Origin of the sequence: Paenibacillus chibensis (genome assembly GCF_004001045.1) — a bacterium.
GTDB lineage: Bacteria > Bacillota > Bacilli > Paenibacillales > Paenibacillaceae > Paenibacillus_AQ > Paenibacillus_AQ chibensis.
The window spans coordinates 1-25,351 of record NZ_BIMK01000050.1; the positions used below are offsets into that span (position 1 = coordinate 1).

31 protein-coding genes and 4 pseudogenes are annotated in these 25,351 nt (G+C 46.6%); 18 read left to right on the top strand and 17 right to left on the bottom strand.

The genetic code is table 11. The features are described 5' to 3' along the window. From PCH05_RS25955 to PCH05_RS27820, 3 genes are all read left to right on the top strand, one after another. Positions 1-289, top strand: a 289-nt coding sequence (locus PCH05_RS25955; RefSeq protein ID WP_246049958.1) for a YunC family protein, incomplete at its 5' end; no start/stop codon positions are given. 37 nt (positions 290-326) lie between these two features. Continuing rightward, positions 327-1,253 carry a dipicolinate synthase subunit DpsA gene (gene dpsA, locus PCH05_RS25960; protein ID WP_127607433.1) on the top strand — a complete coding sequence of 309 codons (927 nt, stop codon included), beginning with the start codon at positions 327-329 and terminating at the stop codon, positions 1,251-1,253. 211 nt (positions 1,254-1,464) lie between these two features. Continuing rightward, on the top strand, positions 1,465-1,662 hold the full coding sequence (locus PCH05_RS27820) for a tyrosine-type recombinase/integrase (RefSeq protein WP_246049959.1): 198 nt from the start codon (positions 1,465-1,467) through the stop codon (positions 1,660-1,662). A gap of 107 nt (positions 1,663-1,769) precedes the next feature. On the opposite strand, the gene PCH05_RS25970 is transcribed toward PCH05_RS27820, so the two are convergent. From PCH05_RS25970 to PCH05_RS25985, 4 genes and pseudogenes are all read right to left on the bottom strand, one after another. Then, complete coding sequence (locus PCH05_RS25970) at positions 1,770-1,958, bottom strand: hypothetical protein (RefSeq protein ID WP_127607435.1); 189 nt, start codon at positions 1,956-1,958, stop codon at positions 1,770-1,772. Between the two features lie 77 nt (positions 1,959-2,035). After that, positions 2,036-2,506 (bottom strand): ArsI/CadI family heavy metal resistance metalloenzyme, encoded by a 471-nt coding sequence (locus tag PCH05_RS25975; protein ID WP_127607437.1) that lies wholly within the window; start codon positions 2,504-2,506, stop codon positions 2,036-2,038. A 10-nt stretch (positions 2,507-2,516) separates the two neighbouring features. After that, positions 2,517-2,942 (bottom strand): arsenate reductase (thioredoxin), encoded by a 426-nt coding sequence (arsC, locus tag PCH05_RS25980; protein WP_127607439.1) that lies wholly within the window; start codon positions 2,940-2,942, stop codon positions 2,517-2,519. A gap of 29 nt (positions 2,943-2,971) precedes the next feature. Beyond that, a pseudogene (locus tag PCH05_RS25985) lies at positions 2,972-3,602 on the bottom strand (ArsB/NhaD family transporter); the annotation flags it as partial. Here PCH05_RS25985 and PCH05_RS25990 point away from each other — a divergent pair. Continuing rightward, a pseudogene (locus PCH05_RS25990) lies at positions 3,572-4,460 on the top strand (flavin-containing monooxygenase); the annotation flags it as partial. The pseudogenes PCH05_RS25985 and PCH05_RS25990 sit on opposite strands and share 31 nt — an antisense overlap. 253 nt (positions 4,461-4,713) lie before the next feature. Continuing rightward, a pseudogene (arsM, locus tag PCH05_RS25995) lies at positions 4,714-5,268 on the top strand (arsenite methyltransferase); the annotation flags it as partial. Positions 5,269-5,418: 150 nt separating this feature from the next. Here arsM and PCH05_RS26000 read toward each other — a convergent pair. The 3 genes from PCH05_RS26000 to PCH05_RS26010 all read right to left on the bottom strand — a co-directional run bounded on the left by PCH05_RS26000 (position 5,419) and on the right by PCH05_RS26010 (position 7,302). Further along, positions 5,419-6,027, bottom strand: coding sequence for a PBECR4 domain-containing protein (locus PCH05_RS26000; protein ID WP_127607441.1), 609 nt, complete (start codon positions 6,025-6,027; stop codon positions 5,419-5,421). Between the two features lie 461 nt (positions 6,028-6,488). Continuing rightward, complete coding sequence (locus tag PCH05_RS26005; protein WP_127607443.1) at positions 6,489-6,821, bottom strand: helix-turn-helix domain-containing protein; 333 nt, start codon at positions 6,819-6,821, stop codon at positions 6,489-6,491. 157 nt (positions 6,822-6,978) lie between these two features. Beyond that, positions 6,979-7,302: a helix-turn-helix domain-containing protein gene (locus PCH05_RS26010; protein WP_127607445.1), complete on the bottom strand. Its 324-nt coding sequence runs from the start codon at positions 7,300-7,302 to the stop codon at positions 6,979-6,981. Positions 7,303-7,474: 172 nt separating this feature from the next. Here PCH05_RS26010 and PCH05_RS26015 point away from each other — a divergent pair, with 172 nt between their 5' ends. Continuing rightward, positions 7,475-7,846: a hypothetical protein gene (locus PCH05_RS26015; RefSeq protein WP_127607447.1), complete on the top strand. Its 372-nt coding sequence runs from the start codon at positions 7,475-7,477 to the stop codon at positions 7,844-7,846. Positions 7,847-8,034: 188 nt separating this feature from the next. Here PCH05_RS26015 and PCH05_RS27460 read toward each other — a convergent pair whose 3' ends face one another. Continuing rightward, entirely contained in the window at positions 8,035-8,190 is a 156-nt protein-coding gene (locus PCH05_RS27460; RefSeq protein WP_164766802.1) for a hypothetical protein, read from the bottom strand. Positions 8,191-8,768: 578 nt separating this feature from the next. Between PCH05_RS27460 and PCH05_RS26020 the strand changes: the two genes are divergently transcribed. Then, on the top strand, positions 8,769-8,876 hold the full coding sequence (locus PCH05_RS26020; RefSeq protein ID WP_246049960.1) for an ArdC-like ssDNA-binding domain-containing protein: 108 nt from the start codon (positions 8,769-8,771) through the stop codon (positions 8,874-8,876). A 32-nt stretch (positions 8,877-8,908) separates the two neighbouring features. On the opposite strand, the pseudogene PCH05_RS27825 reads toward PCH05_RS26020, so the two are convergent. Continuing rightward, positions 8,909-9,988: pseudogene (locus tag PCH05_RS27825) on the bottom strand (MFS transporter); the annotation flags it as partial. 95 nt (positions 9,989-10,083) lie between these two features. Between PCH05_RS27825 and PCH05_RS26025 the strand changes: the two are divergent. Beyond that, positions 10,084-10,887, top strand: a complete 804-nt coding sequence (locus tag PCH05_RS26025; protein WP_164766803.1) for a helix-turn-helix transcriptional regulator — start codon at positions 10,084-10,086, stop codon at positions 10,885-10,887. 80 nt (positions 10,888-10,967) lie between these two features. Here PCH05_RS26025 and map read toward each other — a convergent pair whose 3' ends face one another. Together map and PCH05_RS26035 are read right to left on the bottom strand one after the other, a co-directional pair. Next, positions 10,968-11,714 carry a type I methionyl aminopeptidase gene (map, locus tag PCH05_RS26030; protein WP_127607453.1) on the bottom strand — a complete coding sequence of 249 codons (747 nt, stop codon included), beginning with the start codon at positions 11,712-11,714 and terminating at the stop codon, positions 10,968-10,970. Then, positions 11,711-12,322, bottom strand: a complete 612-nt coding sequence (locus PCH05_RS26035; RefSeq protein ID WP_127607454.1) for a TetR/AcrR family transcriptional regulator — start codon at positions 12,320-12,322, stop codon at positions 11,711-11,713. Before PCH05_RS26035 ends, map begins: the two co-directional genes overlap by 4 nt. A gap of 281 nt (positions 12,323-12,603) precedes the next feature. Between PCH05_RS26035 and PCH05_RS26040 the strand changes: the two genes are divergently transcribed. From PCH05_RS26040 to PCH05_RS26055, 5 genes are all read left to right on the top strand, one after another. Then, positions 12,604-13,956, top strand: a complete 1,353-nt coding sequence (locus PCH05_RS26040; protein ID WP_127607456.1) for an FAD-binding oxidoreductase — start codon at positions 12,604-12,606, stop codon at positions 13,954-13,956. A gap of 142 nt (positions 13,957-14,098) precedes the next feature. Further along, the gene (locus tag PCH05_RS26045; RefSeq protein WP_127607458.1) at positions 14,099-14,827 is read left to right on the top strand and encodes an endonuclease/exonuclease/phosphatase family protein; all 729 of its coding nucleotides are present in this window, start codon (positions 14,099-14,101) and stop codon (positions 14,825-14,827) included. Positions 14,828-14,945: 118 nt separating this feature from the next. Continuing rightward, complete coding sequence (locus PCH05_RS28140) at positions 14,946-15,329, top strand: DinB family protein (protein WP_443093738.1); 384 nt, start codon at positions 14,946-14,948, stop codon at positions 15,327-15,329. Continuing rightward, on the top strand, positions 15,232-15,480 hold the full coding sequence (locus PCH05_RS28200; RefSeq protein WP_307719592.1) for a DinB family protein: 249 nt from the start codon (positions 15,232-15,234) through the stop codon (positions 15,478-15,480). The genes PCH05_RS28140 and PCH05_RS28200 overlap by 98 nt, the downstream gene beginning before the upstream one ends. Before the next feature lie 40 nt (positions 15,481-15,520). Continuing rightward, complete coding sequence (locus PCH05_RS26055) at positions 15,521-15,961, top strand: EVE domain-containing protein (RefSeq protein ID WP_127607460.1); 441 nt, start codon at positions 15,521-15,523, stop codon at positions 15,959-15,961. Positions 15,962-16,075: 114 nt separating this feature from the next. Here the strand turns inward: PCH05_RS26055 and PCH05_RS26060 are convergent, their stop codons facing one another. The 3 genes from PCH05_RS26060 to PCH05_RS26070 form a co-directional block, all read right to left on the bottom strand. Further along, entirely contained in the window at positions 16,076-17,101 is a 1,026-nt protein-coding gene (locus PCH05_RS26060; protein ID WP_127607462.1) for a 2,3-butanediol dehydrogenase, read from the bottom strand. A gap of 147 nt (positions 17,102-17,248) precedes the next feature. Then, a complete protein-coding gene (locus tag PCH05_RS26065) occupies positions 17,249-17,806 on the bottom strand; it encodes a TetR/AcrR family transcriptional regulator (RefSeq protein WP_127607464.1) in 558 nt (185 codons plus the stop codon). Positions 17,807-17,922: 116 nt separating this feature from the next. Continuing rightward, complete coding sequence (locus PCH05_RS26070) at positions 17,923-18,810, bottom strand: LysR family transcriptional regulator (RefSeq protein ID WP_127607466.1); 888 nt, start codon at positions 18,808-18,810, stop codon at positions 17,923-17,925. Between the two features lie 166 nt (positions 18,811-18,976). Here PCH05_RS26070 and PCH05_RS26075 point away from each other — a divergent pair, with 166 nt between their 5' ends. Beyond that, the gene (locus PCH05_RS26075; RefSeq protein ID WP_164766805.1) at positions 18,977-20,143 is read left to right on the top strand and encodes an MFS transporter; all 1,167 of its coding nucleotides are present in this window, start codon (positions 18,977-18,979) and stop codon (positions 20,141-20,143) included. A 50-nt stretch (positions 20,144-20,193) separates the two neighbouring features. Here the strand turns inward: PCH05_RS26075 and PCH05_RS26080 are convergent, their stop codons facing one another. Then, positions 20,194-20,595, bottom strand: coding sequence for a VOC family protein (locus tag PCH05_RS26080; RefSeq protein WP_127607470.1), 402 nt, complete (start codon positions 20,593-20,595; stop codon positions 20,194-20,196). A gap of 225 nt (positions 20,596-20,820) precedes the next feature. On the opposite strand from PCH05_RS26080, the gene PCH05_RS26085 reads away from it, so the two are divergent. Further along, positions 20,821-21,237, top strand: a complete 417-nt coding sequence (locus PCH05_RS26085) for a VOC family protein (protein ID WP_127607473.1) — start codon at positions 20,821-20,823, stop codon at positions 21,235-21,237. A 171-nt stretch (positions 21,238-21,408) separates the two neighbouring features. Here the strand turns inward: PCH05_RS26085 and PCH05_RS26090 are convergent, their stop codons facing one another. Continuing rightward, the gene (locus tag PCH05_RS26090; protein WP_127607475.1) at positions 21,409-22,719 is read right to left on the bottom strand and encodes an amidohydrolase family protein; all 1,311 of its coding nucleotides are present in this window, start codon (positions 22,717-22,719) and stop codon (positions 21,409-21,411) included. 158 nt (positions 22,720-22,877) lie between these two features. Between PCH05_RS26090 and PCH05_RS26095 the strand changes: the two genes are divergently transcribed. Further along, on the top strand, positions 22,878-23,306 hold the full coding sequence (locus tag PCH05_RS26095; protein ID WP_127607477.1) for a MarR family winged helix-turn-helix transcriptional regulator: 429 nt from the start codon (positions 22,878-22,880) through the stop codon (positions 23,304-23,306). A gap of 245 nt (positions 23,307-23,551) precedes the next feature. Here the strand turns inward: PCH05_RS26095 and PCH05_RS26100 are convergent, their stop codons facing one another. Continuing rightward, positions 23,552-24,031, bottom strand: a complete 480-nt coding sequence (locus PCH05_RS26100) for a hypothetical protein (protein WP_127607479.1) — start codon at positions 24,029-24,031, stop codon at positions 23,552-23,554. Between the two features lie 385 nt (positions 24,032-24,416). On the opposite strand from PCH05_RS26100, the gene PCH05_RS26105 reads away from it, so the two are divergent. Together PCH05_RS26105 and PCH05_RS26110 are read left to right on the top strand one after the other, a co-directional pair. Beyond that, the gene (locus PCH05_RS26105) at positions 24,417-24,659 is read left to right on the top strand and encodes a hypothetical protein (protein WP_127607481.1); all 243 of its coding nucleotides are present in this window, start codon (positions 24,417-24,419) and stop codon (positions 24,657-24,659) included. Further along, entirely contained in the window at positions 24,659-25,039 is a 381-nt protein-coding gene (locus PCH05_RS26110) for a retropepsin-like aspartic protease (RefSeq protein WP_127607483.1), read from the top strand. The genes PCH05_RS26105 and PCH05_RS26110 overlap by 1 nt, the downstream gene beginning before the upstream one ends. The last annotated feature ends 312 nt before the right edge of the window (positions 25,040-25,351 follow it).

The following is a 25,351-nucleotide window of genomic DNA, read 5'->3' on the forward strand; positions in this document are numbered from 1 at the left end:
GGAAGGTCATCAGGTTATAAGTATCGAGGTCGCCCTGCCCAAAACAACACTTCTTGCCATCACAACCGATCACGGATATATCATGTGCGGCGCGCTGGATATCCGTTTGTTAAATGAGAAATTAAACGATCGCCGCATTGTCGCAGGACGCGCAACCGGGGTGCGAACCATAGAGCAATTGCTGGATGCCCCACTCGATATGGTTACTACAGAGGCGGAATTACGCGGAATTCGCCCTGGAATGAAAGGAGCAGATGCGCTTTTAAAGATGGTAAGCGGGGGCAGGTAATTGTTGAGTCCATTCTTAAGGAAAGTAGGGGGATTTTTTGTTAACGGGTCTGCATATTGTCTTCCTTGGAGGCGATGCCCGGCATCTTGAAATCATTCGGTCATTCACTGACCTGGATGCAAATGTTGCGGTAATCGGTTTTGAAGATTTGCACGAACAACTTCATGAAGTCCATTATTCCAAGCTTACGAAGGAGGTTCTTCGCAAAGCGGACATATTGATATTACCGGTTGTCGGTACAGACGACCATGGCAGAGTAGAATCTTCATTTTCAGCTGAAACGCTATTGCTGAACAAGGAATATATGTCTTCCTTGCCGAAACACGCAAAAGTCTATACTGGCATAGCCAAGTCCTACTTGAAGAACCTTTGCGCGGAACTGGGGATCGATCTGATTGAATTATTCAGCAGGGACGATGTTGCCATATACAATTCCATTCCCACTGCGGAGGGCGCCTTAATGATGGCCATTCAACATACGGAAATTACCATACATGGTTCGCGTTGTATGGTGCTGGGTTTGGGGAGAATCGGTCTTACGTTAGCCAGTATGCTTCAGCGCCTGGGTGCACACGTCAAAGCGGGGGTGCAGAAACCGGAGCAGTTTGCACGTGCATGGGAGATGGGGATTGAGCCGTTTTATACGAAAGATTTGTACGATGAAGGCGTAAATGTGGATATTATTTTTAACACGGTTCCGGAGCAAATCCTTACTTCTCGTGTGTTGACCCGTATTCCGCATCACGCTATTATTATTGATTTGGCTTCCAAACCAGGTGGAACCGATTTTCGTTTTGCCGAAAAACGTGGAATCAAGGCCTTGTTGGCACCAAGTTTACCGGGATTGGTCGCGCCAAGAACGGCTGGACGTATATTGGCGAGAACGTTATGTCAATTGATCCAGGACGAACGGAGTCAAGATCGTGAGCAAATGGATTCACTTGCTTTTTCTTCCGGGTTATGAGATCGCGAACGATGGAACCGATCCATCGTTTTTTTTGAGTTTCAGCGTGCATCACTGAATAAACGGGGAACGGGGCAGGATTGTTCAGTCATTTACTCGAATACTTTGAAGAAAAAACATGCGGTCTATTTATTTGAATCATCGTGGAAGAAAATGTACACGGATCGGGGAATACGGAAGATTTTGGCCAAATATTTGGAGGAAGCTAAACTTGCTCAAAACCTGTCGCCACACAAAGCTGCTGCGTCATTTTCTGTTGACCTGGCTCAATAAACAGGGCATCGATGACGCACTCATACAGCCGTATTCCGGTCATGAAAGCCGGAAGTCATTGGAAATCTATTCGAAGCTTGCAATCACCGATGCCCAGCAGGAATATAACGAGGTTATCAATAAATTTCCCATTTAATTTACATCTACTTTGCCCTTGGTGACAGCTACGCTGGTACTACCCCCTTTCGTGAGGATACCATCCAAGATGCTGAAGAGGTAATCGATTGGCTATGCAAAAATGTGTTATTCCAGGATCACGACTTCGAACATTTGGTTGAGATTGTATACCGGCGATTTCGGGAGATAAAAGTTGTACCGCCTACGCCCGATCGCATCGAGCGACTTATTAGAGCGGCAATCCGTACATATGAAGAGCTCCGTCGCTTCGCCGCGCAGATCCACGATCACGTCGATACCTTCATTTTTCACCATCGATTCCACATCCGTTGCCCGCCCATGAAAATTTTATCCGGAATCAAAGCATGGTAGGTTTTTTCAGACGCCATGGACTATACTCCTTTTTTGAACGATCCAAACTCAATAGGAACCGGGACCGCTGGCGGCGCGCAGCACAAGGACAAATCCCTGGCTTCTCCGGCGGATTCGAATTCGGAATCTTCTTTTGTGTAGAAAATCTCCCAAGCGTTGCCGTCCGGATCATATACCCAAACTTTATCCTGCACCGCATAGCAGCATGTGGTATTCATCTCGTCAATCAGCAGCAATCCGCTTTGACGAAGCCTCTCCCCCATGGCCAGCACTTCTTCCGTATTATTCACTTGAAATCCCAAGTGGTTCAGTACACCTTTTTGTTCGAAGGGACGTACATTGAGCGAAAAATGAAGCGCCGGTTCTTCTAACTCGAATTTGGCGTAGTTATCTTTAACCTTACTCGGTTCGGCCCCAAAAAAAGCGCGATAGAACTCCAAAGACTTGTTCAGCTCCGTGCAGTTTAAAGCAACATGCATTCGTTTGATCATCGTCGCCACCTCATTTCCCTTCTTTGACGAATTGTTCAATCCGGTTCTTAATCGAATCGCGAACGGCGCGGAACTGGTTCATGATTTCGTCTTCCGTTCCGGTTGCTTTTGCCGGATCATCAATACCCCAGTGCCATTTCGTTACGTTCTTGTTGGAGATCACAGGACAATGCTCGTCGGCGTGGCCACAAAGGGTAATGACATAATCGGCGCGATTCAAAATGTCCGGATCGATCACATCGGAGGTGTTTTTGCTAATATCTACGCCAGCTTCTTGCATGACTTGCACCGCACGCGGATTCAGTCCATGTGCTTCAAGACCTGCGCTTTTGACTTCATATTTATCGCTGCCTAGAGCGTTTAAAAACCCGTCCGCGATTTGGCTTCTGCAAGAATTTCCGGTGCACAAAAAATAAATTAACGGTTTTTTCTCCATGGTGAACAATCTCCTTTGATTTCAATTCGTTAATCGCCTTGATGAACTCTTTTCGCTTGTTTACTTTTCATAAAAGTCTTCATGATCATTGCAACTGCCACCAGGACGACCACGATCACCGCGATACATAACCATACATTCACCTGTAGCGTCTGGAGAACATAAAGCCATACATAAACACCGGTGAGCGTAATGAACAACGTGGGAACGGTTAACAGGATGCCGACTTTAAAATAATAGCCCCATCTGATTTTCACGTTTTTCGTGGATAGGACATGCAGCCAAAGCAGCGTGGCCAAGGAGCCGATTGGCGTAATTTTCGGTCCCTAAGTCCGAACCGATCACATTCGCATAGATCAGCGCCTCACGAATGAACCCATCGGTTTGCGTTCCTTGGATGGCCAGCGCATCGATCATGACCGTGGGCATGTTGTTCATAATGGACGACAGGATGGCTGCAATAAAGCCCATACCTACGGTAGCCACAAATAACCCTTGTTCTGCGACCGTTTGAATGACGCTGCCTAATGCATCCGTAAGTCCGGCATTGCGCAAGCCATAAACGACCACATACATGCCGATAGAGAAGATCACGACAGCCCAGGGAGCGCCTTTTACCAGTTTCCATGTATGAATCGCAGGGCTTTTTCTCGCCGCGATTCCCCAGCGATCCGAATGGTTACCCCAAGCGTGATGAAGTCATTCGTTATTTACAGGATTACCGGGCAAAATTTCAACTGCCGGTCCGAACCAATCAGCGCGTAGCATCGGTCGAAAGGGATGGAGAAGGGTTTACGGTCCGTACGATGGTAGGGGATACGTTTCGGGCGCGCACCATCATTAATGCGACCGGCTCCTTTCACAATCCCTATACGCCAGTTGTGCCGGGGCAGGAGGCGTTTCAAGGCCGCACACTTCATTCCTCCGAATACCGGAATCCGGAGCCATTTCGCAATCAACGCGTAGTGGTGGTCGGGCGCGGCAATTCTGCCGTACAGATCGGTGTTGAGCTGGCCGAGGTGAGCAAGACGTCTTTAGCGGTACTCCGGCCGGTCCAATTCATGAAATCGAGGCTGTTGGGTCAGGATGTGCATTTTTGGATCAAACTGATTGGGTTTGACACCTTTCCGTTTTGGCGGTTCGGGAAAACCGCGCCGAGTTCAAGTGCGGTGAACGATTCGGGCGGGTACAAAGAAAAAGTAGCGGCAGGAAAACCGGATCAACAACCGATGTTCACATCCTTTTATGAGGATGGCGTCATTTGGCCGAACGGGAAAAAAGAGCCGGTGGATACGGTGATCTTTGCGACAGGCTACCGGCCGTATCTTCCCTACCTTCAAGCGATTGGCGCGCTGGATGCGGAAGGAAGGCCGTTACATCAAGCAGGCATAAGCGACGTTCCGGGGCTTTATTATGTGGGGCTGGAAGGGCAGCGTTCCTTTGCTTCTGCTACCTTAAGGGGGGGGGCCGGACGCGCAGTTTGTTGTTAAAAAGCTTTTGCATCATCTTAAACACTGAATGCTTACATTACATTTTTTTGATAAAAGGATGGGACCGACTTGAACCTCAATTGGTTTGCTGCGGAAATGCTCATGAAACAACGCCAAAGGGAAATCGAACGATCTGCTAGAGAAACGTGGAAATGGTCAGACGCTATGCAAAAGCAATCGGTCCGATTCTTTAGTAGGCGGTCAATCATTCGTGCAACACCAACGGCTTGCTGCGCTGCGAGCTGCTGTTGATTGTATAAAAAACTAAGGAGTGATCTTTCATGAATCAAGTGAGTAATGATCAAATTCGTCAAAACGTTCGGAATCGGTATAAAGAAATCGCCTTACAGGACGTAGGGGCGGGGTCCTGTTGTACGCCAGCGCCATCCAATGATTGCTGTAGTTCGGCCGCGGATGTTTCCGCTAAAATGGGCTACTCGTCAGAAGAATTAACAGCCGTTCCGGATGGGGCGAACCTTGGCCTCGGCTGTGGCAATCCTCAAGCTATTGCCGCTTTGCAACCGGGAGAAGTCGTGCTGGACCTGGGCAGCGGCGGCGGGTTTGATTGCTTTCTTGCCTCCCGTCAGGTGGGCGCTTCCGGCCGCGTCATTGGTGTAGATATGACACCGGAAATGGTCAGCCGCGCCCGCGAAAATGCCAGCAAAAGCGGATTTACCAATACGGAATTTCGGCTGGGCGAGATCGAGCATCTGCCGGTTCAGGACCACTCGGTGGACGTAATTATTTCAAACTGTGTCATTAATCTGTCCCCATCAAAGCAGCAGGTTTTTGATGAGGCGTTCCGTGTGCTGCGTAACGGCGGCAGGCTGGCCATACCATCAAGCCTTGAGCCATGACGGGCCGAGCTGTTGCAGCTCGTGTTGGGCTGAACATGTTACGGCATTAAATAATAAGGCGCTGCCGGTTAGCTGGCAGCGCCTTCGCCTTTGCGCGTATAGCCGCGCCTTGCGGTTTTGTACCCTATTTTATTTCGCTTCCTGTTTAAAGGAAACAATGCGAAGTGTTGGTTGCCCGTCGATATGTTTGGTTCCGTACAGCGGCGGTGTTTTGCCTTCTTCCAGAATGGTGCGCGGACACCACGTTTTAAATTCGGTTTCTTCTCGCCTGGATATGCCAAGGTGTACGATGGCATTATCAAAACCGCCGTATATGAGTAATTCTGCCCCTAATTTATGAAATTTAATCATGGCCGTGTCGGATGTGAGGATGCGGGGAATGGCGAGAAAATAGATCCATTTTCCTTTCAGGCTGTTAAAGTTCGGTTTGCCTGCGCGGGACCGCATATGATCCCGGTCAATCGTGCCGTTTTTGATGTTGTCCCAGCCTTCCGGCCCCCGATACAATTTCAAGTCTTGAGAACGTACTTTTCCCGCGACCATCTTTTCCAGACCCAGCAGGTGACAGAAATTGTCCTTTTCAAAATGCAGCTTAACAGGTTCATGGTTCTCCAGTTCATATGTAAACGTGTAGGGGAGAAGATATTGCTCATATAACTGCTGAAGCACTTGGATGCTAATATCCGCGATCAAGGGTTTGGTCGTTCGGGCAACTAATTGTTCGAGTGTTAGCGTCATGGAATCATGTCTCCTTGCACAAAAAAAGCTCTGATGTATCCACATCAGAGCCGCCTTGTTAAGCTGATGGGTAGCAAAAACAGTCGGTAAACACGGAGATTATGGTCCCCCCGGCGGGGAACACCACGCTACCCGGTGGTGCGGATCGTTGGCGATCCCTATATATAAGTGTTTCCTAATTGCTGAAAATCCATATCATTCGGCAACACAAACGGTCGGTAAACACGGAAATTATGGTCCCCCCGGCAGGGAACACCACGTTGCCCATGGTGCGAGCTTATGCTCCGATTTACTTTATCTTGCATGTATATTATACAACGGAAACCCGGATTGTGCAACGGACAGTTGGGATGGAGCGAAATCAATCTATTGGAGTAGCGGCGAGGGAGTGAAGTCAGGGAGGGATTGTTCTTAGCACCGGGGGCGAAGCCATGTCCGAAATCGAACAGGGCAACATCCCTTTAGTGTTTCAACATTTCACGCAAAACCCGGAAGGCTCGTTCCTGATCCTGCACGTTCTGCTCTTTGAGGAGCATCACGGATTGCCATATCCATTCATCCTGTTTTAGATGCTCAAACGGATCGCGTTCACTGAACAAGGCATAAACGTTTATATGTAGCGCATCGGCTATTTTTTCCAAGATTTGAAGCTGTATGTTTTGTTCGCCGCGTTCGACGCGACCGATATAGGTTCCTTGCGATTCTAGCACTTCCGCCAATTGCTCTTGGGTCCAACCCCTCAATGTGCGGTAGTGCCGTATCTGCTCTCCTATCGTTTTGGCTAGATGACTCACGCTGGTCGTTCACCTCTTTCTACTAAGAAGTGTAGACCAACGATATGATGCGCTTGGAGAGTATCGAAAGTTCAAATATATAAAATATAATTGAACTCAAGGGTTCTTTTGGTGTATACTTTCCACATCTTGGGATTTCAAACGCGTCCTTATTTCCTCATTGGGACCGGAACATTTCTCGTGCGATATTGAGTACCTTTTTACGATCCAATGGGTCACGGCTCATTAAGAGAGCCAACATTTCAATAATGGTTTCATCCTCCGGTCCGTCGAGCTGTAGCATCCGGAACAAGTCGGTTCGACAAGCTTGCGCGATTCGATCTAGGGTTTGAATGGTTACATTGCGCTGTCCGCGTTCCAGGGAGCTGATATAGGTATAACTGGTTCCGATCAGTTCGGACAATTCCTCTTGCGTCAAGTCCTGGCTTAATCGGGTGTGCCGGACGGCATTGCCCACCCGTTGCAATGTTGTATACGCCACGGTTGTTACACTCCTTTCTATCCATTTGAGTGTAAGCAACTTGGGCATAACTATGCAGAGTACTAAGAGATAATTTTTTTGATGTAAACTTATTTTATAAGATAAAATGTACTCTAAAAGTTTTGTTTTTTCTCATGTTATGTAACTTAAAAGATAATCGGGGGGAGATCGTGTGGAATATCCTGGTTCCAAACTTGACGAAACCGGCAGACATCCTCTTGCTGCTGCTATTGTTGATGATCCTGCTGTTTTTCGCGATTTGGCAGGAGGAGGGGAAGGCCAAGGCGACGCGGCAAAAAGATGGGAAGTGAAGGCGTCCGATGACGAAGACCGCTCATACCTGAATGTTTGGGACTTCTACCAGACTTTGCCCCGGCCGCGTTCGGTTTGGATGGAGATAGAAGAGGAACCGATCGCTTGGTACTGGAAGCTGTGGGGTTATGGCGGTATGGCTGTCGCTTATTCCGGCTTTGTTGGTTATATCGTGCTTACCTTTTGGGCCATGATCTACTACGCTTATCAATTCGTTTCATTTGCACTTTAGGAGGGAAGGCAATGTTTTCCGAACTATTATTCAACATGTCTCCTGCCGGAAGAGCTGCCATTTTTGTCTTCGGTGTCATCTGTTTTAGCTTGTTATATGTCCTGGACCGGCAGGCAGTCAAACGCCGGAAGCAAGAGGGGCGAGATTCTTCTAAATCAGACTAATCCGGATGGTTCGGACACGGCCGTTCAATGCTTCGACGAATAGATCGTGCGCCAACGGATCGCAGCTCGCTCCGGAAGGCCGGTGACTTGAAGTAGACGCATAGGGTTGCTAACGGCCACCGGCATACCGTTATGGGAGGCTTTGCGTCCAATGCCGCACCAAGGGGGCGGTTTTGTCATTTCCGGCTGTTCTACCCTTTTTTGAGCTTCGGCCTTGCGCCTGGGGCTCTTTTTTTGTTCCGCAGCTTCATGCGGTTCACGTTTGGCATAAACCGGATCGTTCGGCTTTTTTTGCGGAATGGATCTTCTGCAGCCGGAAAGAGCTGCGTGGATCTCGGCGGAAAGCCGAACGTTTTTTTGTGGCCATTGGATCCAAAATCATCAGAATCCGAATGAAGGAAACCGGTTCCCCCGGTTCACCGGCCCTAAATCCCAAGCGACCCCGGAAAGACGCCGGGTTCCATTGGGATTTTTAACGGGCCTCGCAGGGAAGCAAAAGCGTTTCTCGGGGTAACGCTCGATCCATCATGGGCGCTCTCGCTTACGCTGCCGCACCCATCATGGCTCTACGGGGCAGGGCGGCACCATGATTCCATTTCGCTGACGCTCCATTTCATCATCGTGCCAAAAGCGATTCGGGCAGGTCGGGGAAGCCAAAAGCTTTGCAAGCGGGTTCCAGGAAGCAAAAACGGCCCTTCGCCCCTCTATTTTACCACATGTAAAGGAGAGGGCAAAACATGAGCCAAAAAATTTATGAAATGGTGACGGAACGCATTGTCAAGCTGCTCGAAAGCGGCGTCGTGCCGTGGCGTAGGCCATGGAGAAGCGGCGCGGCGGTGAACTGGCTCACGCAAAAGGCAAGATGAGCTCCGAAATGAAGGACAATGTCCAACGTGTATAGGATGCCTGCTGCCGTAATAATAGCCCCGGCCAACAGCACAGCCGTCCCGAATTTACTCACGAGCTTAGGTGATGCCAGAGAAGCGATAAAGAAGCCGATGCCGAGCGGCAAATAGGTTAGCCCTGACGTTAAAGCAGAATAGCCGAAGTCCTGCTGCAGCATGACGGCCAAAGTGAAGAAAAGGGCCGAAGCGATCGCATAAAAAACAAGGATGAGCGATATGCCGAGACGAAAAGAACGATCACGAAAAAGTGTAGGAGAGAGCAGTGGAGATTTTCCATATTCAAGAATTTTACGTTCATATATAATAAACACAGCCAAACATAGCGGGAAACAGGCAAGCAGGATGAACGACCATGACGGCCATCCCGCTTCGCGGCCTTGAACAAGAGGGAAGGCAAGTGCCAGCAGGCTTGTCGTTAGCAGGAGAGCGCCAACCAGATCAAGACGTCTGGCTACCGGGTTGCGCGACTCTTGGAGCAGCGGGATACCGGCCAGTAATGCGATCACGCCAATCGGCACATTCACGAGAAACACGGAGCGCCACGCCAGTTCGAACAGATTTTGGCTGATGAGGTAACCGCCGAGCAATTGACCGGATATGGTAGCGGCGCCAATGGTCGCACCGTACAATCCGATGGCTTTCGCTTTTTCATTCACTGGAAAACTCACTTGGATCATGGCGAGCACCTGTGGCATCATGGCAGCCGCCGTTATGCCTTGAAGCACGCGAAACCAGACGAGATACACCGCGGTCGGGGCCGCACCACAGAGAGCCGAAGCAACAACGAATCCAGACATCCCTATCAGAAACAGGCGTTTACGCCCAAACATATCGCCCAGCCGGCTCCCCGTAATCAGCAGAACGGCATAGGCCAGCGTATATCCCGCAAGAATGAACTGAATGTCCGAGGCGCTTGCCCGTAAATCGGATTGGATGGAGGGGATCGCGACATTAACGATAAAGGAATCCAGCAGAGCCATAAAGGTCGCTGCCAATATCACCGCCAAAGCCCACCACCTGCGAGGATCGATGAGCTCTTCATTAGTCTTGGCCATTTCGTTCACCCTTCTCATCAAGATATATTCCTATCCTAGATGAAAAGATGGTTTTTGTAAGAATACCGTTTATAAGATTATAAAAAATAATACCTTGACCGGAGGTAGTGGGTGTGCAAGAAGATTTGAAACGACGCAAAGAGTTAGGGGCTTTTCTGAAATCGCGCCGAACGCGCATATCCCCAGCGGAACTTGGTATTCCAATCGCCCCGCATCGCCGGGTCAAAGGACTTCGTCGTGAAGAAGTAGCAGACATGGCCGGAGTAAGCAACATTTGGTATACGTGGCTGGAACAGGGGCGGGATGTTCGGCCTTCTGCGCAGGTTTTGGACAGTTTGGCGCGAACGCTGCAATTGAACCGCTACGAGCTGCTACATCTATATACGCTTGCCGAGCATCGCCCGCCCGTCCAAGATTGGATGCCCGACATTCACGTGGATCTGTCTATGCAGCGCATGCTGGATAAATTAGAGCCTTTCCCCGCTTATGTAAGAGGACCCAGGTGGGATACGCTTGCATGGAACCATGCGGCTTGCGAGCTGTTTGGCAATTTTAGCCGGATGAACGTTCTGGAAAGAAACAGCTTGTGGCGCATGTTCGCCCGTCCCGATTACCCTGACTTGCTTCCGGATTGGCAGCAAGCAGCCCGGAGTCTCTTGGCCCAATTCCGGACCAGCTACGGCCAGCATATAGGCGATCCTTCGTTCGAGGAGTTGGTTGATTTGCTCAAGAAGGCGAGCGGAAAGTTTAAGCTTTGGTGGGACGATCACGAAGTGTTAGGGATCCCGCTTGGACTTAAGAAGTTCAATCATCCAAAGCTTGGTGAACTGGCGTTCGAGCACCAATCGCTTACGGTTGCGGATCATCCCGATTTGAAGGTGACAGTATATATTCCTGTTCAAGCGGATAACGCGTAAGCGAAATTAAAAGAATCCAATATCGTTCCCCAAGACATCCCTGCTCGAAATCTCAACTAAACCCATACTAGGGCTGAATTCTATTGTTCGGTCAAAATAATCGGGCCATCCGCAGTAATAGCGATCGTATGCTCGTATTGTGCGGAAAGCGAGCCGTCAGCGGTTCTGGCGGTCCAGCCGTCGGCATCAACCGTCATGAACGCTTTTCCGGCATTAATCATGGGCTCGATCGTTAAAACCATCCCTTCCTTTAAGCGAAACCCTTTACCCGGATTCCCGACATGGGGATAATTAGGTTCCTCGTGCATTTCCCTTCCTACGCCATGTCCAAGCAGATCGCGCACCACCGAGAATCCGTTTCGCTCGGCATGGGTTTGAACCGCGTGCATCACATCTCCGATCCGATTTCCGGCGACAGCTTTTTCGATACCCAGATATAAGCATTCCTTCGTGACCCGCATCAGTTTACGGGCTTCCTCCGACACCTCGCCGACCGCATAACACCAGCCGGAATCACCGATCCAGCCATCTGCTTCCGCGACGATGTCGATGGTAACGATGTCGCCTTCCTGGAGCGGGTTCCCGTTCGGAAAACCATGCGCAATGACGTCGTTGACAGACGCGCATGTGGCATACGGATAGCCATTGAAGCCTATCGTATAAGCTTTGGCGCCATTTTCCTTCAGGAACCGCACCGCGAACGACTCGATTTCGAGCGTCGTGATGCCCGGACGGATTATCCCTGCGATCGCTCGATGAAAAGCAGCGACAATGCGGCCGGCTTTTTTCATTTCTTCAATTTCTGCTCTCGATTTCAAGGTGATCATTCTGTTGATCTCTCCTTTGCCTGAATACCTGAAAATATCATTTCGACGATGCCTTCCACGTCTATCTCGCTTTGCATATGGTGGTGGATGTTCAAAGCCGTGCAGCCGACAAGCGAACCAAATATCAGATTCGCTGTTTTCTCCGGTGAATCGGAACGGATTCCTTCACGAATCAATTCCACAAAGGGCAAATAGATCCGTTCCTGAAAATCGGCAGACAGCTTGATAAACCGGTTTCCCGGGAAGTGATGAAAATTATCCGCAACCGATTTAAGGAAAATAAACACGGAAGGATCCTGTACGCACTTTCGCAGGAGCAGCCTGGAGAATACCTCAGCTTTCCGCAAGCTGCTTCCGTCTCCCGTCAAAGCGGGCAGTATTGCCGACTCCGTTCGATCCAGGGCATCCCATAATAAATCCTCCAAGAGCATGTGCTTATTCTTGTAATAATGGTATACGGTTCCGTAGCCGAGCTCTGCCTTGACCGCCACATCGCGTATTTCCAATTGAATGCCCTTCTCCAAATATACTTCCGCAGCCGCATCCATTATTTGATTCATCCGCATCTCACGGATCGCGTCATTCTGTTCTTTGGTACGTGGTGACATGGCTCCTCCTTTTTAGACCTGCTGTAATGTCAATGTAAAAATCAATATACCTTATTTGAAGGGAAGGATCAAGTACTCGATTCGCCTGTTTTTTGGTACTGCTGGCCATCAGGTGTTAAAGAGTCTTATATAATCACGAGTCGGTACGGCGAACACCATAAAATAATAACCTATTCGGCTCCAGCCCATACGCAGCACCGATCTCCTTCATACGTTATAGGGTACCTGCCTAATTTGGTGATGATCAAATCATTGATCCATAAAAGGAGATGGAAGCATCCGTGAAATCTCAGGCTCAGCTTACAGGACGAGTGATCTTTAGAGGAGACCCCGGTTATGAAGCAGCTCGCAAAAATTGGGATCCGCATACGGACAGATTTCCCAAAGTGTTTGTTTTCGCTCAAAAAACGCAGGATGTTGCAAACGCCATAAGATGGGCCCGCAAAAACCATGTCCCGATCCGCCCGAGAAGCGGCAGACACGCCCTGGAGGGCAACCTTTCACAGGTAAATGGCGGTATTGTCATTGATGTCAGCGACATGAAAAAAATTCAGCTGAACAAAAAAAGCGGTACTGCCGTGGTCGAAACCGGGAATCGCGTAGGTAGAATTGTGAATACGCTCGCGCGACAAGGCTATATCGCCCCATTTGGTGACAGCCCAACGGTGGGCATCGGCGGAATTACGCCTGGAGGGGGAATCGGGCCGCTGCAAAGAACAACCGGCCTCATCAGCGATAACCTGATCGAACTCGAAATGGTCGACGCTAAGGGGAGAGTCCTCCGGGCAAACAAAAAGCAGAACTCCGATCTACTGTGGGCTTCCCGGGGCGGAGGCGGAGGCAACTTCGGCATCTATACCAAATATAAATTCAAAGTTCTGCGCGCTCCGGCAAAAGCCACCGTATTCCACATTATCTGGCCATGGAACCAGTTTGAAAAAGTTGTGAAAAAATGGCAAGTGTGGGCTCCTAACACCAGTACCAAGCTGGGCAGCGAATTAAGCGTTGGTCCTAAAAAAGGCGGCAATGTCAGTATGCTGGGACTATACCTCGGATCAAAAAGCGAAGCTATACGCCACTTAGAGCCTATTCTTAGCGTAGGAACGCCTACTCAAAAAACCATACGCTATCTGCCATACATTGAATGTACGAAGTTTCTATTAGCTCCCGATCCCGTCCTTACCCAAAGGTTCAGCAACCAATTTTCCAGCAGTTTCGGCAGACGACCGTTTCCGAATAAAGCTTTTAAAGTCATGCGCGAATTTCTTGAAAAAGCAGAGGGAGGAACACCTGCCGGATTTTTCTTCCTGAACTGGGGCGGTGCCATAAGCCGTATCGCACCTAGGGATACCGCATTCTTCTGGCGTGATCCTAAATTTTATGTGGAATGGAACAGCTCATGGGTAAAACCATCGCATGCGGCTAAAAATATTGCCCTGGTTCGAAAGACCAGAAAGAAACTGCAGCCTTATATCGTAGGTTCCTATATTAACGTTCCGGATCAAGGCATCCGCTGTTCTGGTCCGGTCTATTACGGAAAGAACTATGCCAGATTGAGAAGGGTCAAAGCGAAGTACGATCCGAATAATGTATTCAACAATCCGCAGAGCATTCCGCCAGCTAAATTAACCTAACCAAGCTGCAGACATCGGCTATCATACGAAGGGAAGAATCATGGCTGCCATGATTCTTCCTTTTAATATGACATCTTTATGGTAAACTTCTTATCAAGAGAATATGTTGTTGACATATCGTACCAAGGCAGGAGGATAACATATGATAAAGGCGGTAGGCGTAACTGTGATGTCTTATAATATTCATCACGGCGTAGGTATGGATGACCAGTTAAATCTGCACCGAATTGCGGATGTCATCCGTGATTCCGGTGCAGAAATCGTCTCCCTGCAGGAGGTTGACCGATTTTACGGAGACCGAAGCGAATATAAGGACCAGGCAGCGGAAATGGCAGCCTTACTCGGCTATCACTACGCCTATGGAGCCAATCTTGATTTGGGACCAGAGGAGGGACGGGCTGACAACCGTCAATATGGCACGGCTATTTTGAGCAAGCATCCTATTCTCCGGCATGAGAATAGGATGCTCAGCAGCTTCGAGGATGAGCCGCGTGGTGTACTGCATGCCGTTATAGACCTGCGGGACGTTCATGTGAATGTATATAATACGCATCTCGGACTCGATACCACAAGCAGAACGGTTCAGGCGCAGGAAATTATGAAGCTTGCCGCTTCCGCCCAAGGACCAAAGCTTGTAATGGGCGATTTCAATGCCGAACCCGACAGTGCAGAGCTGCAGCTGCTGTTACATAGCGGATTAGTTAACAGCTTTCAGGGAATGGAAGATGCCTACACCTTCCCGTTCAGCAGTCCGCCTGAAATCATTGACTACATATTAACGTCGCCCGCGGTTCTACATTCAAATCAGCGGGTCATCCACACGGATGCTTCGGACCACCTGCCCATCGCAGTCGATTTGACATTCAAGTAATACGAAGCGACTGATTCAGAAAAGAACAGTAAAAAACGTTAAAACGCTACTGACATAATGTTGTCAGTAGCGTTTTTGTACTCTTAGATAAAAAGATAACGAAAGGCGATGTTAAATGATGAGCACAACAAAGGAAGCATTACAACAATTTGAGAAAACGGCGGTATATTATATTCACGAACTGGATTCGTTCAGTCTGGATCAGCTCAAGCTAAAGCCAAGTGACCATGAATGGTCTATCGGACAGATGATTCAACATCTCATTAACTCGGCGCTTCATATGCACCTTCGTAATATGGATCAATGTCTGGAGCCCACAAGATCCCCAGGGATCTCCAGCGGGCAAAACCGAGAAGGGTGCAGCAGCATTTGCTCAAGGAAGTTTCCCGCCTATACGTATTCAGGTGCCGCCTTCCCCCCAATACACGCCACAACAGCCGGAAAGCAAGGAGAAGCTGATTCAAGGGCTGCGTACAGTCATTCAGAGAATGAAAGAGGCTGAACCCACTCTTGAAAAAGCGTCCAAACAACATACAGTGTCTCATCCGTCATTCGGCGGACTGAATGCGAAGGAATGGTTTCTGCTCGTTGAAATGCACTACCGCCATCATTTGCTTCAGCTGGAACGCTTAAAACAAGGTTTGGCTTTATGAAAGGAAGGTCATCATGTATTGAAGGAAGGGGACCTGAGAGATGCCATTAGATGAGATTAGCTTAGAAAGCCGCTTCTGGGTTGGTGTCGTTTCCGCATCCCACGTAAAGCGAGGAGAGCAGGGGGGATTCGCCCAGCTCTGTCATGGCAAGTCAGCACCTTTACGTAAGATGAGAGCAGGCGATTGGTTGATCTACTATTCTCCGCGTACGGACATGACGAAAGGGGAACCGCTCCAGGCGTTCACCGCGATCGGAGAAGTGGCTGATGACCAAGTCTATGAATATCGGATGTCCGAATCGTTTGTGCCATTCCGCAGAAATATCAGCTATATTTCAAGCCGCGAAGTCAAGATAAGGGATCTGTTGGATCAACTAAGCTTCACGCGCGGGAACCGAAACTGGGGCTACGCCTTCCGTTACGGGCAGTTTGAAATCAGCCGGGAGGACTTTATGATCATTGCCGGTGCGATGCTCCAATGAATAAACAAAAAACACCCCCAGCGGATCTGCATGCATAACATGCGAATTCAGGAGGTGTTTTTTCATGTCCCGCGATTCGGAATCACGCGACAAGCTCATGAATCTTCTATGGGATTAATTCGCGCCACTTAATTTAACGAGAATTTTGGCTTGAGATTTATCATGAATTAACGCTTCAAAGCCTTGTTCAGCGATATGGTCGATATCAATTTTACTTGTAACAATGGATTGTGCGGGTATTTTGCCATCTGCAAGTAATTCAATAACCTCGTCGTAAGTTTCATTACTGTATCCCACAGAACCCATTAATTTTACGCCGCTAAAGAGCAGGGAAGAAGGGGCGCTAAATTGGATATTTTCTGTATGGAAGCTGACAACCATCATCGTCCCGCGGATTTTAGTCGATTGAATGGCTTGATTGAAGGTTGACTCAACACCTGCAGCTTCAATGGACACATCTGCTCCATCCGGGAATAACTTGCGGATTTCTTCAACAGGGTTTACCTCTTTAGCATTAAGGGTATGGGTCGCGCCTAATTCAGTGGCTTTATCGAGTCGGCTTTCAAACAAATCAACAACAACGACTTTGGAAGCGCCTGCAGCTTTTGCGCCTAAAAGAGCAAATAACCCAATAGGACCCGCGCCGTAAATAACGACAGTATCACCCTCTTTTACTTTTGCATCCTTAATGGATTGGAAGGATACAGATGCTGGTTCAATCATTGCCGCTAAATCCAGTGGTAGACGATCCGGAATTTTAAAAATTGTCTTTTGTGGAATGACCGCGTATTCAGCAAACCCTCCATCGATTTTCGCGCCGACCGCATTCAAATTGATGAAACGTTCTGTCTCGGCATTTGAAGGATCTTGAAGCATCGTTGGATAAATACAGACTCTGTCGCCTTTTTTAAATTTCGTGACCTGTGAACCAACTTCGGCAATTTCACCAGAAAATTCATGTCCAAGTACGGTATGGGGATCGATGGGTACGGAGCTCGGGTGCAAGTATGCGTGCACATCAGAACCGCAAATACCAGCCCATGCGACTTTAACCTTGACATCATCGGGTTGTACTTCTTTAACTTCTCTTTCCTCAATTAAAATTTCTCTCTCATTACCATGCCATACTGCAGCTTTCATATCGAATTCTCCTCCTATATAGGTATTCGGAACTTTCCGACCCAATATGATTAAAAACCCTTACTCAATTCCGCTGATTAATATAGCATGGGTGTTTGGAGAAAGACGATGAATAAAAATGAATATCTGCATCAAAATGAGACAAATTTATGATTTTGGTTCATTATTTTGGAAGCTTCTAGAGGCTTGAATAAGTTCTTCTTTTGAAAGAGGATATTCGTGATTTATCCACTTTTTCACGATTTCAAAAAATCCGCTAGAGTAAAAATCACATAGCACCTTGGGGTAATCGGAGTTTTGGATTTGTTTGGACAGCGGATCATTAAATTTCATGGAATTGGTATATAACTGTTCTGCACCCAAATGAATCAATGTTTCATATAACTCAAGGCTGTCATTTTTACTGGTGATATTAAAAAACAATGCCCGATTGACTTCCACGTGTTCGATGATTCTCTCAAAAAGGGTATGTTCTTGATCCAACCCTTGGTTGGTTTGTTCAAAGAGGTTTATCGCCATGGAATTTGTCACATCACTTAATAGCTCATATTTATCTTCGTAATAACGGTAAAATGTGCTTCTGTGAATCATTGCTTTTTCACAAATATGATTAATCGTGATGGACGTGAATGTTGTCTCCTTCAATAAGTCCATGAACGCGTCCTTAATAATGATTTGTGTCCGTAAGCGTGTGCAATTACTCAATCAAGTGTCCTCCTAAATTCAACTCTGAAGTCATGCTCAAATTGATTATGTAATTATTGCGAGTCCGAATATACGTAAATGAAAATGACCGGGAGTTTAGCTTTAGTGCATCATATTCACTTATATTGGGCAAAAAATTCTTTCACAAAATCCAGAAAATGAACAGCTGCCTGCGACATATAATGTTTCCGATTCCAAGCGATGCCGAATGTTCTTATGCACTTTGGATCCGCGATTTTGATCTGGACGGTCTCCTTGTTCAAGGCTCTGGTTCCTAACGATAGGGGAAGCGTCAACGTAACGCCGAGCCCCATTTCAACCAGGGTTTGGATGGCACTCGTTTCTTCCAATTCAAAGGCAATATTCGGCTCAAAGCCCGCCTGACGGCAATATTCGTCCGTGATTTCACGGAAAGTCGAGCTTACGGGAACGGAAATAAAGGGTTCGTCCGCTACTTCACTCAAATGAACACTTTCTCTTGCGGCCAATGGATGATTCTTGGGCACGGTTAATCGCATTTCCTCTTCTACCAAGGTCAGCCATTCAATGTCGGGAGCGGTAATGGGGTAGGTGGACAAGCAAAAGTCCATATTCGATTTTTCCAGTTCCTTTCTCATCTCCAGCGTGGTGCTCGGTTGACGCTGCGATATCCGGACATGGGGATGCCGGGCTAAAAATTCCTTTAAGAGCGTCGGCAAAATATGAGGGAGCATCATGCAAATCCTTAATTGCCCCCGATGTAACCCCGCCATCTCTTTGATTTCCGTTTCTCCTTCTTCTAATGCCCTAAAAGCCTCTTCCACTTTACCCAGATATACTTTCCCAAAAGCATTTAATTTAAGCTGTCTGCCATGCCGGTCAAAGAGGGGGACGCCCAGATTCTTTTCCAGCCTTTGGATCGAGTTGCTAAGCGAAGGTTGAGAGACATTTAACAGCTGGGATGCTTTCGTCATGTTTTCCTGCTGGGCGATCGCCTGGAAATATTTCAATTGCAGAAACTCCATCATGGCCTCCTATATCACTTCAATATTATATGTAAATTATATAATTAGTATTATACATGATATAAGGATTTTCGTATAATATTTCACATGCTGTTGATTCGGAAAGGATGGAGTAGAGAGAATGCCAGAAGGTAAGATATGGACCAAAAATTTTGTGATTGTTTGTTTGAGCAGTTTTTTTATGTTCCTGACTTTTTATGTGACGGCCACGGCCTTCCCTTTATATGTGGGAGATCATTTGAGCGGCAATGCACAGCAGATGGGTCTGGTCATCACAATTTATGTGGTTGGAGGCGTCTTAATCAGGCCTTTTTCGGGATTCTGGGTGGATCGTTTCGGCAAAAAGAAGATAGCGCTGATCGGGCTTGGCATATTTCTGCTTGCCTGCATCAGCTATTTCGGGGCAAAAGGAATCGTATTATTCCTAATGATTCGTTTTCTTCACGGCATGAGTTATGCGGTTGCATCGACAGCGACGAGCACCATTGCCGCTTCCCTGATTCCCAATGACCGAAAAGGGGAGGGAATGGGTTATTACAGCATGTTTATGAGCATTGCCATGGTTATCGGACCGGCATTCGGCCTGTTATTGTGGCAGGATAAAAACGGAACGCTATTACTGTCGGTTATTACCGTGATCGCGTTTCTGTCCCTGCTGTTTGTGCTGCCGGTTAAAGACCAGGATGCATCGGTTAAACCCAAACCAACCGCTGCGAAAAGCAGCTTTAGCCTCCGGGAAATTTTCGAACTGAAAGCTTTGCCGATATCAATCGTGGGATTTGTATTAGCTTTCTCATACAGCCCGATTGCCGGATTTATTGCCCCGTTCGCCAATGAAATTCACCAGTCCAAAGTGGCCAGCACGTTTTTTATCGTGTTTGCTGTGATGATTGTCGTTTTCAGGCCGCTGGTAGGCAAAATATTCGACAAATTTAACGAGCATGTTTTGTTTTATCCCGGATTTATTTTATTCGGATTTGGCCTGCTTTTATTGAGTCAATCCCACACAGGAAGCATGGTGCTGTTATCGGGTGCTTTCATGGGAATCGGATATGGGGCTCTATTTCCTTGCATCCAGGCGCTCGCCATGAAGCTGTCTCCCATCCATCGAACAGGTGCGGCCAACGGCACATTCTTTTTATTGTTCGATTTGGGATATGGGGCAGGCTCGTATGTCATGGGCCTGATTAGCTCTCATTCCAATTACCGCACGATGTTTGCAGCTGCCGGCATCGTCGCATTGGCAGCCATTCTCGTGTACTATTTAATCCATCATAAACGGCAGTCCAGTGTAAAAATGATTCGCAAAAACGCCTTCAGAAAATTAACCTAGGGGTACAAAAAAACGCCGGTTTCCTTAAATAGGAGCCCGGCGTTTCCATATTAACGTTTCGGCATTTTACTCTCATCCATGTACAGAAGATTCCAGCGGTGACCGTCCAGATCGGCAAAGCCTGCGCCATACATCCAGCCGTCCGTTTCACCCGGCTTGCCAAAGATGCTTCCTCCGGCAGACTCTACCTTTTGAATAAAGGCATCCACTTCTTCTCTGCTTTCAGCGCCAATGGAAAAGATGACTTCTGCGCTTTGGGAAGTATCCGCGGTTTTTGAACCCGTAAATTTCTCAAACGTCTCATCCGGGAACAGCAGAATTGCTGTTTGGCCTATGGTAAGCCTGGCTCTCTCGTTACCAACGCTTTCCGCACGGAATCCAATCTCATTGAAAAAGGCCGTTGATTTCTCGACATCTTTAACCGGCAGATTAATCCAAATCTCCTGTGACATGGCTGCAGCCTCCTGGAATCGTTTTTTTCTAACAACTCCTACTATACGCTACTTCAGGCAGCAAAAGCGAGTCTAAAACAGGTTACCAATTCCACCTTAAATAACAGCAAAATTTTTATGTTGAGTAAGTCTCTGAGGAATGTTATAAAAGAGCTATGAACGAGATATCGAGCAACCATATCTTCAAGTAGTGATGATTTAAAATATATAATGAGGTGATCAAAAATGGCTTACACTTCGACTCATACTTTTGTAAACTTGCCTGTTAAAGATTTAAATCGGACCAAGGAATTTTTCAGCAGTATCGGCTTTGAGTTCAATCCACAGTTCTCCGACGAAAAAGCAGCCTGCCTCGTAATAAACGACAATACGTTCGTTCAATTACTTACGGAGTCGTATTTCCAGACGTTCATTAGCAAGCCGGTGGCCGACGTTGCCAGCGCTGCAGCAGGAATTATTGCGCTCTCTGCTGACAGCAGGGAACAAGTCGACGAGCTGGCGGACAAGGCATTGGCTGCAGGAGGCAAGCAATCCAAAGAACCTGCGGATCATGGCTTCATGTATGTCAGAAGCTTCGAGGACCTGGACGGGCATCTGTGGGAAATTGCTTTTTTTGATCCAAGCGCCTATTCCCAGGCTTGAATCGTTTTCTTAGAAAGTTATTCCCATTTGAAAAAAATTTGAGTCAGATGAAGTAAGTACCGAAGGGGCTGTCCCAAAAGCTATGGAACATTGGCTGAGGGATGGCCCTTTTTTATGTCAAAAACACATAAAACAAACCGAACAACTGGAACGTAGAGAGAGCAAATCAGATTATCCCCGTAGCTGCGAACCATTGAACCACACGGATTTGATTGATAAGGTATCCGAAATATTGGTGGTCGGATCTCCATCTACGAGAATAAGATCAGCGCGTGCACCTTCGGCAATACGACCGCGATCGTGAAGGCCAAAGCAGCGTGCCGGTTTGGTCGTAGCTGACTGAAGCGCTTCGATCGGAGTAAAGCCGGCCTTCACCAGCAGCTGCATTTCGTGGTGGACACTGGCCCCATGAGCAAGGCCGCCAAGATTAGGGACGGGAACCGGCGCGACGTCCGTCCCTACCAGAATATCAACTCCGGCTCGGTGGAGGTCCATCACATTCTTAAAGCTGTTCTCCATATTGCCTTGTGGAAACGTATTGAAGCTTGAGTTTAAAATATCGATCCATTCCGGGCTTAATTTGGAATGAACCCGCGGATCATTCGCCAATTCGGATGCCGGATTTCCAATAATCGATGAATTCAACACCAAGCACGGCGTAACAAAAGCACCTGAAGCCGCTATTGATTTTACTAACTCGGCCGTGTATTCGGGTCTGTCGATAAACAAGTGTCCCAAACCGTCCACACCTAAATCGATGGCTTCTTGAGATGTAAGAGCCGTCAAGACGTGTGCGATGACCAGCTTACCGAATTTATGAGCTTCATTCACAGCCGTTTTCAGAATCTCGTCACTTAGTACAGGCAAGCCTGGCGCACCCATAACTGTTCCTTCTTCAATCATGATCTTAATATAATCGGCGCCATTCTCCACTTGGGTATGCACATGTTTAATTGCTTCTTCCACCGAGGTCACCTGAGGTATTTCTTCGTGATCGTGAGCGTACGCCGCCAACATCGCTTCCTTGTCTTCCTCGGATAGCTTCTCTAATTCCTTTAATACGAATTCCGGTATTTCATCGTCATTCGGAAGCAATTCATCCGGGTGTCCACCCGGAGCGGTGATCGCTGTGCCAGCAGAACGGACATCTGCCACGTCAATCACGTTTTTCAGCTGAATCTCGCGCCCTCTTTTAGTAAAATCACCGTTCATTTCGAGTTCTGTTGTTACACCGAATTTCAAGGCATCTCGTAATCCGCCGATGGAGGTGTGGACATGCGCATCAATGAATCCAGGCATTAGAGTCCCGTTTTCTCCATCGACAATCGTTGCATCAGCCGGAAGGTCTCCGCCCACCGAAATAATTGAATCCCCTTTAATAACAACATGTGTTGGCGCAATCATTTGCTCTCCATCAAAGATACGTACATTTACAATCGCCGTAATTTGTTCGAAGCCAGCATTCTGAATAATCTTCTCCATATGAATTCCTCCTGTGTGTTTGTATATCAACAATACGGAGTATAACTATTAGATTTCTAACTGTCAATAAACTAATTTTTGTTTGACAAGCCTTCAGGATCACTGTATAGTTTATTTACTTACAATTAGATTCCTAACGATAACAGGAGGGAATGACCATGCAATCCCGAAAGCATACGCCTTTTCTGGATTTGTTTCAGATTATCGGTCTTAAATTAAAAAAAAGAGCAGACGAAAGTATAAAGGAACTGGGTTTAAACGCTCACCAAGGTAAAGTAATCGAGTATATTTACGAGAACCAAAGTAATCATATTATTCAAAAGGATCTTGCCGATCGGTTTCATCTGCGTGGGGCCAGCATTACGAGCATGCTCCAAGGTCTAGAACAAAAAGGGTACATCGAGCGTAAAATACCGGCCAATAACGAACGGCAAAAGAATATATATGTATTGCCAAAAGGGATTGAACTGATTGAGAACTTTCAAGACTCATTCCAAATGGTGGAGGAAGATATCGTTCAATCCCTTACCGACGAGGAGAAGCAGGTCCTAAAGAAACTGTTGGGCAAAATCAATGAGCGGCTATAAAGTTCACGTTTCCTGTAAAATGAATGCAAGCATCTCATAGGACAACTCTAATCTTCCGCATGTTAGGATCAAAAAGGAAAAAAACGAAGTCCATTTCCGTCGTTGAGATGAAATTTTTTCAACATCTACTAGAATGGCCAAGTTGCCGGGATAGACTGATCGAAGATGAAGTCAGACGGTGAACAAAAGCGAAGAAACGGCAGCCGATCGGGGCTGCCGTTTTTTCTTTAACAGGGTATTATATTTTATGTGTTTTTCAGTTCAACCAGATTGGTTCCTAAACGGACGCCAACCGTTCCAGACATGTATTGTCCCGAGGATATGGTGATGTAGAAAACGCCCGTAGACCATGGTGTTTCTTCGGTGAAATAATTGTATGGTTTTCCATCAGCTGGGACCACGTAATACATTTTTTCCGCACCTGCCGGGCTACCTTGGTTAACTGTAAACGTGATAGGGTTAGGTCCAGTGTTCTTAATGCTCACTTTTACATAACCCGATCCAGGATTAATAGTGTAGTTATTTTGATATTTGGTATTCGAGATTGAGTCATTCATTATAACTTGAGTTGTAGAATAAGGTACAATAACATTAGATCCCATCGATTTTACTGATTGTACTGCTGCAAAAGACGACGCGGGAGTCTCATTGTTAGCAAATGTAGAAGGAACACCTAAAATAATTCCTGCCATTAAAGTCATTGCTACATATTTTTTCAAATTCACTAGTTATATCTCCATTAAAATAAAAGTATTTTGAGGAACAATATATAAAACAATCGAAAATATAATAAGTTACAAAAATTATTGCCAATGTCATTATCCCTTTATAGAGCTTTAAAAAATGTCCATTCATCCCCCTGAAAACAAGGGGAGCAATCAAATAAAACTAGTGAATACGTAAGATTACTCAAGAAGTCAGGAATTTCACTAACATAATATTCACGCATCGGGCCATTCGACCCTCAGCCTCAAGAGATAAAGTCGGGGGAGAAAACACCTCTATTCACCCAACTGTATCGCGGCCGGCAGATAATCCTGCTAAAGGGCCAATAAAAAAACGAAATATGATACAATTAAAGCAAATTTTATACGTTTGGAGGAGTCAAACGTGAAGTGGGATGAAGTAAGAGCGATCTACCCAAATCAATTTGTGAAATTTGAAATATTACATTCGGAAGAAAATAATAATGAACAAATCATTGACGATGTAGCGGTTATAGGCCCGGTTAAAGAAGAAGATGCAACAAAGGAGTTATTAAACAGCAAGAATAATACATTAATTTACCATACTTCAAAGGAGCAAGTTGTTGTGAAGATTCGTAGAGTAATAGGACTAAGGAGAACCAACTAATGCAAATTGAGTATAGAGATGGCTTATTATTTACTTCTATTAAGATAATATTTCACGGAAGAGAGAAACAGGTCGATAATATAGTAATAGATACTGGAGCAAGTCATACTTTAGTTTCCCAAGATGAAGTCGATGATATCGGAATTAGAGTATCCATGGAAGATGAAATAATCACTAGCTATGGAATTGGTGGTAAAGAACATGCGTTTGTTAAGAAAGTGGATGCAATTGAATTAGGGGAGTACAAAATTGAAGATCATTCAATAGACTTCACATCGTTTCCGTATGATAACATTAATGGTCTATTAGGTTTGGATATATTACTTACAGGAAAGTTTAATATAGATTTAAACCAGCTAAAACTACGGAGCTTGCGATAACGGTTGCGAGCTCTTTTTGTAAGAAATTCAGAAGTTTTCATAGAAGAGATAGAACATTACATAGGAAAGTTTTACGTTTTGGGCATTCGAGGGAGTCATGAAGAAGATATGGAAACCCTTAAACTAACTATTGAAATAGCTTCACTACTTGCTATTTCAATAGTTAGTTGCAAAGACTCTAAAAATGTATATTTAAGTTTTCCAGTAAAAACCGAGAATGGATCTACAGAGAACAATCATTTTGAAAAGAGCGTTAACTATAAAACAATGAAGGATCTTTGAATATTTTAAAGGAACAGATTAGATCTATTG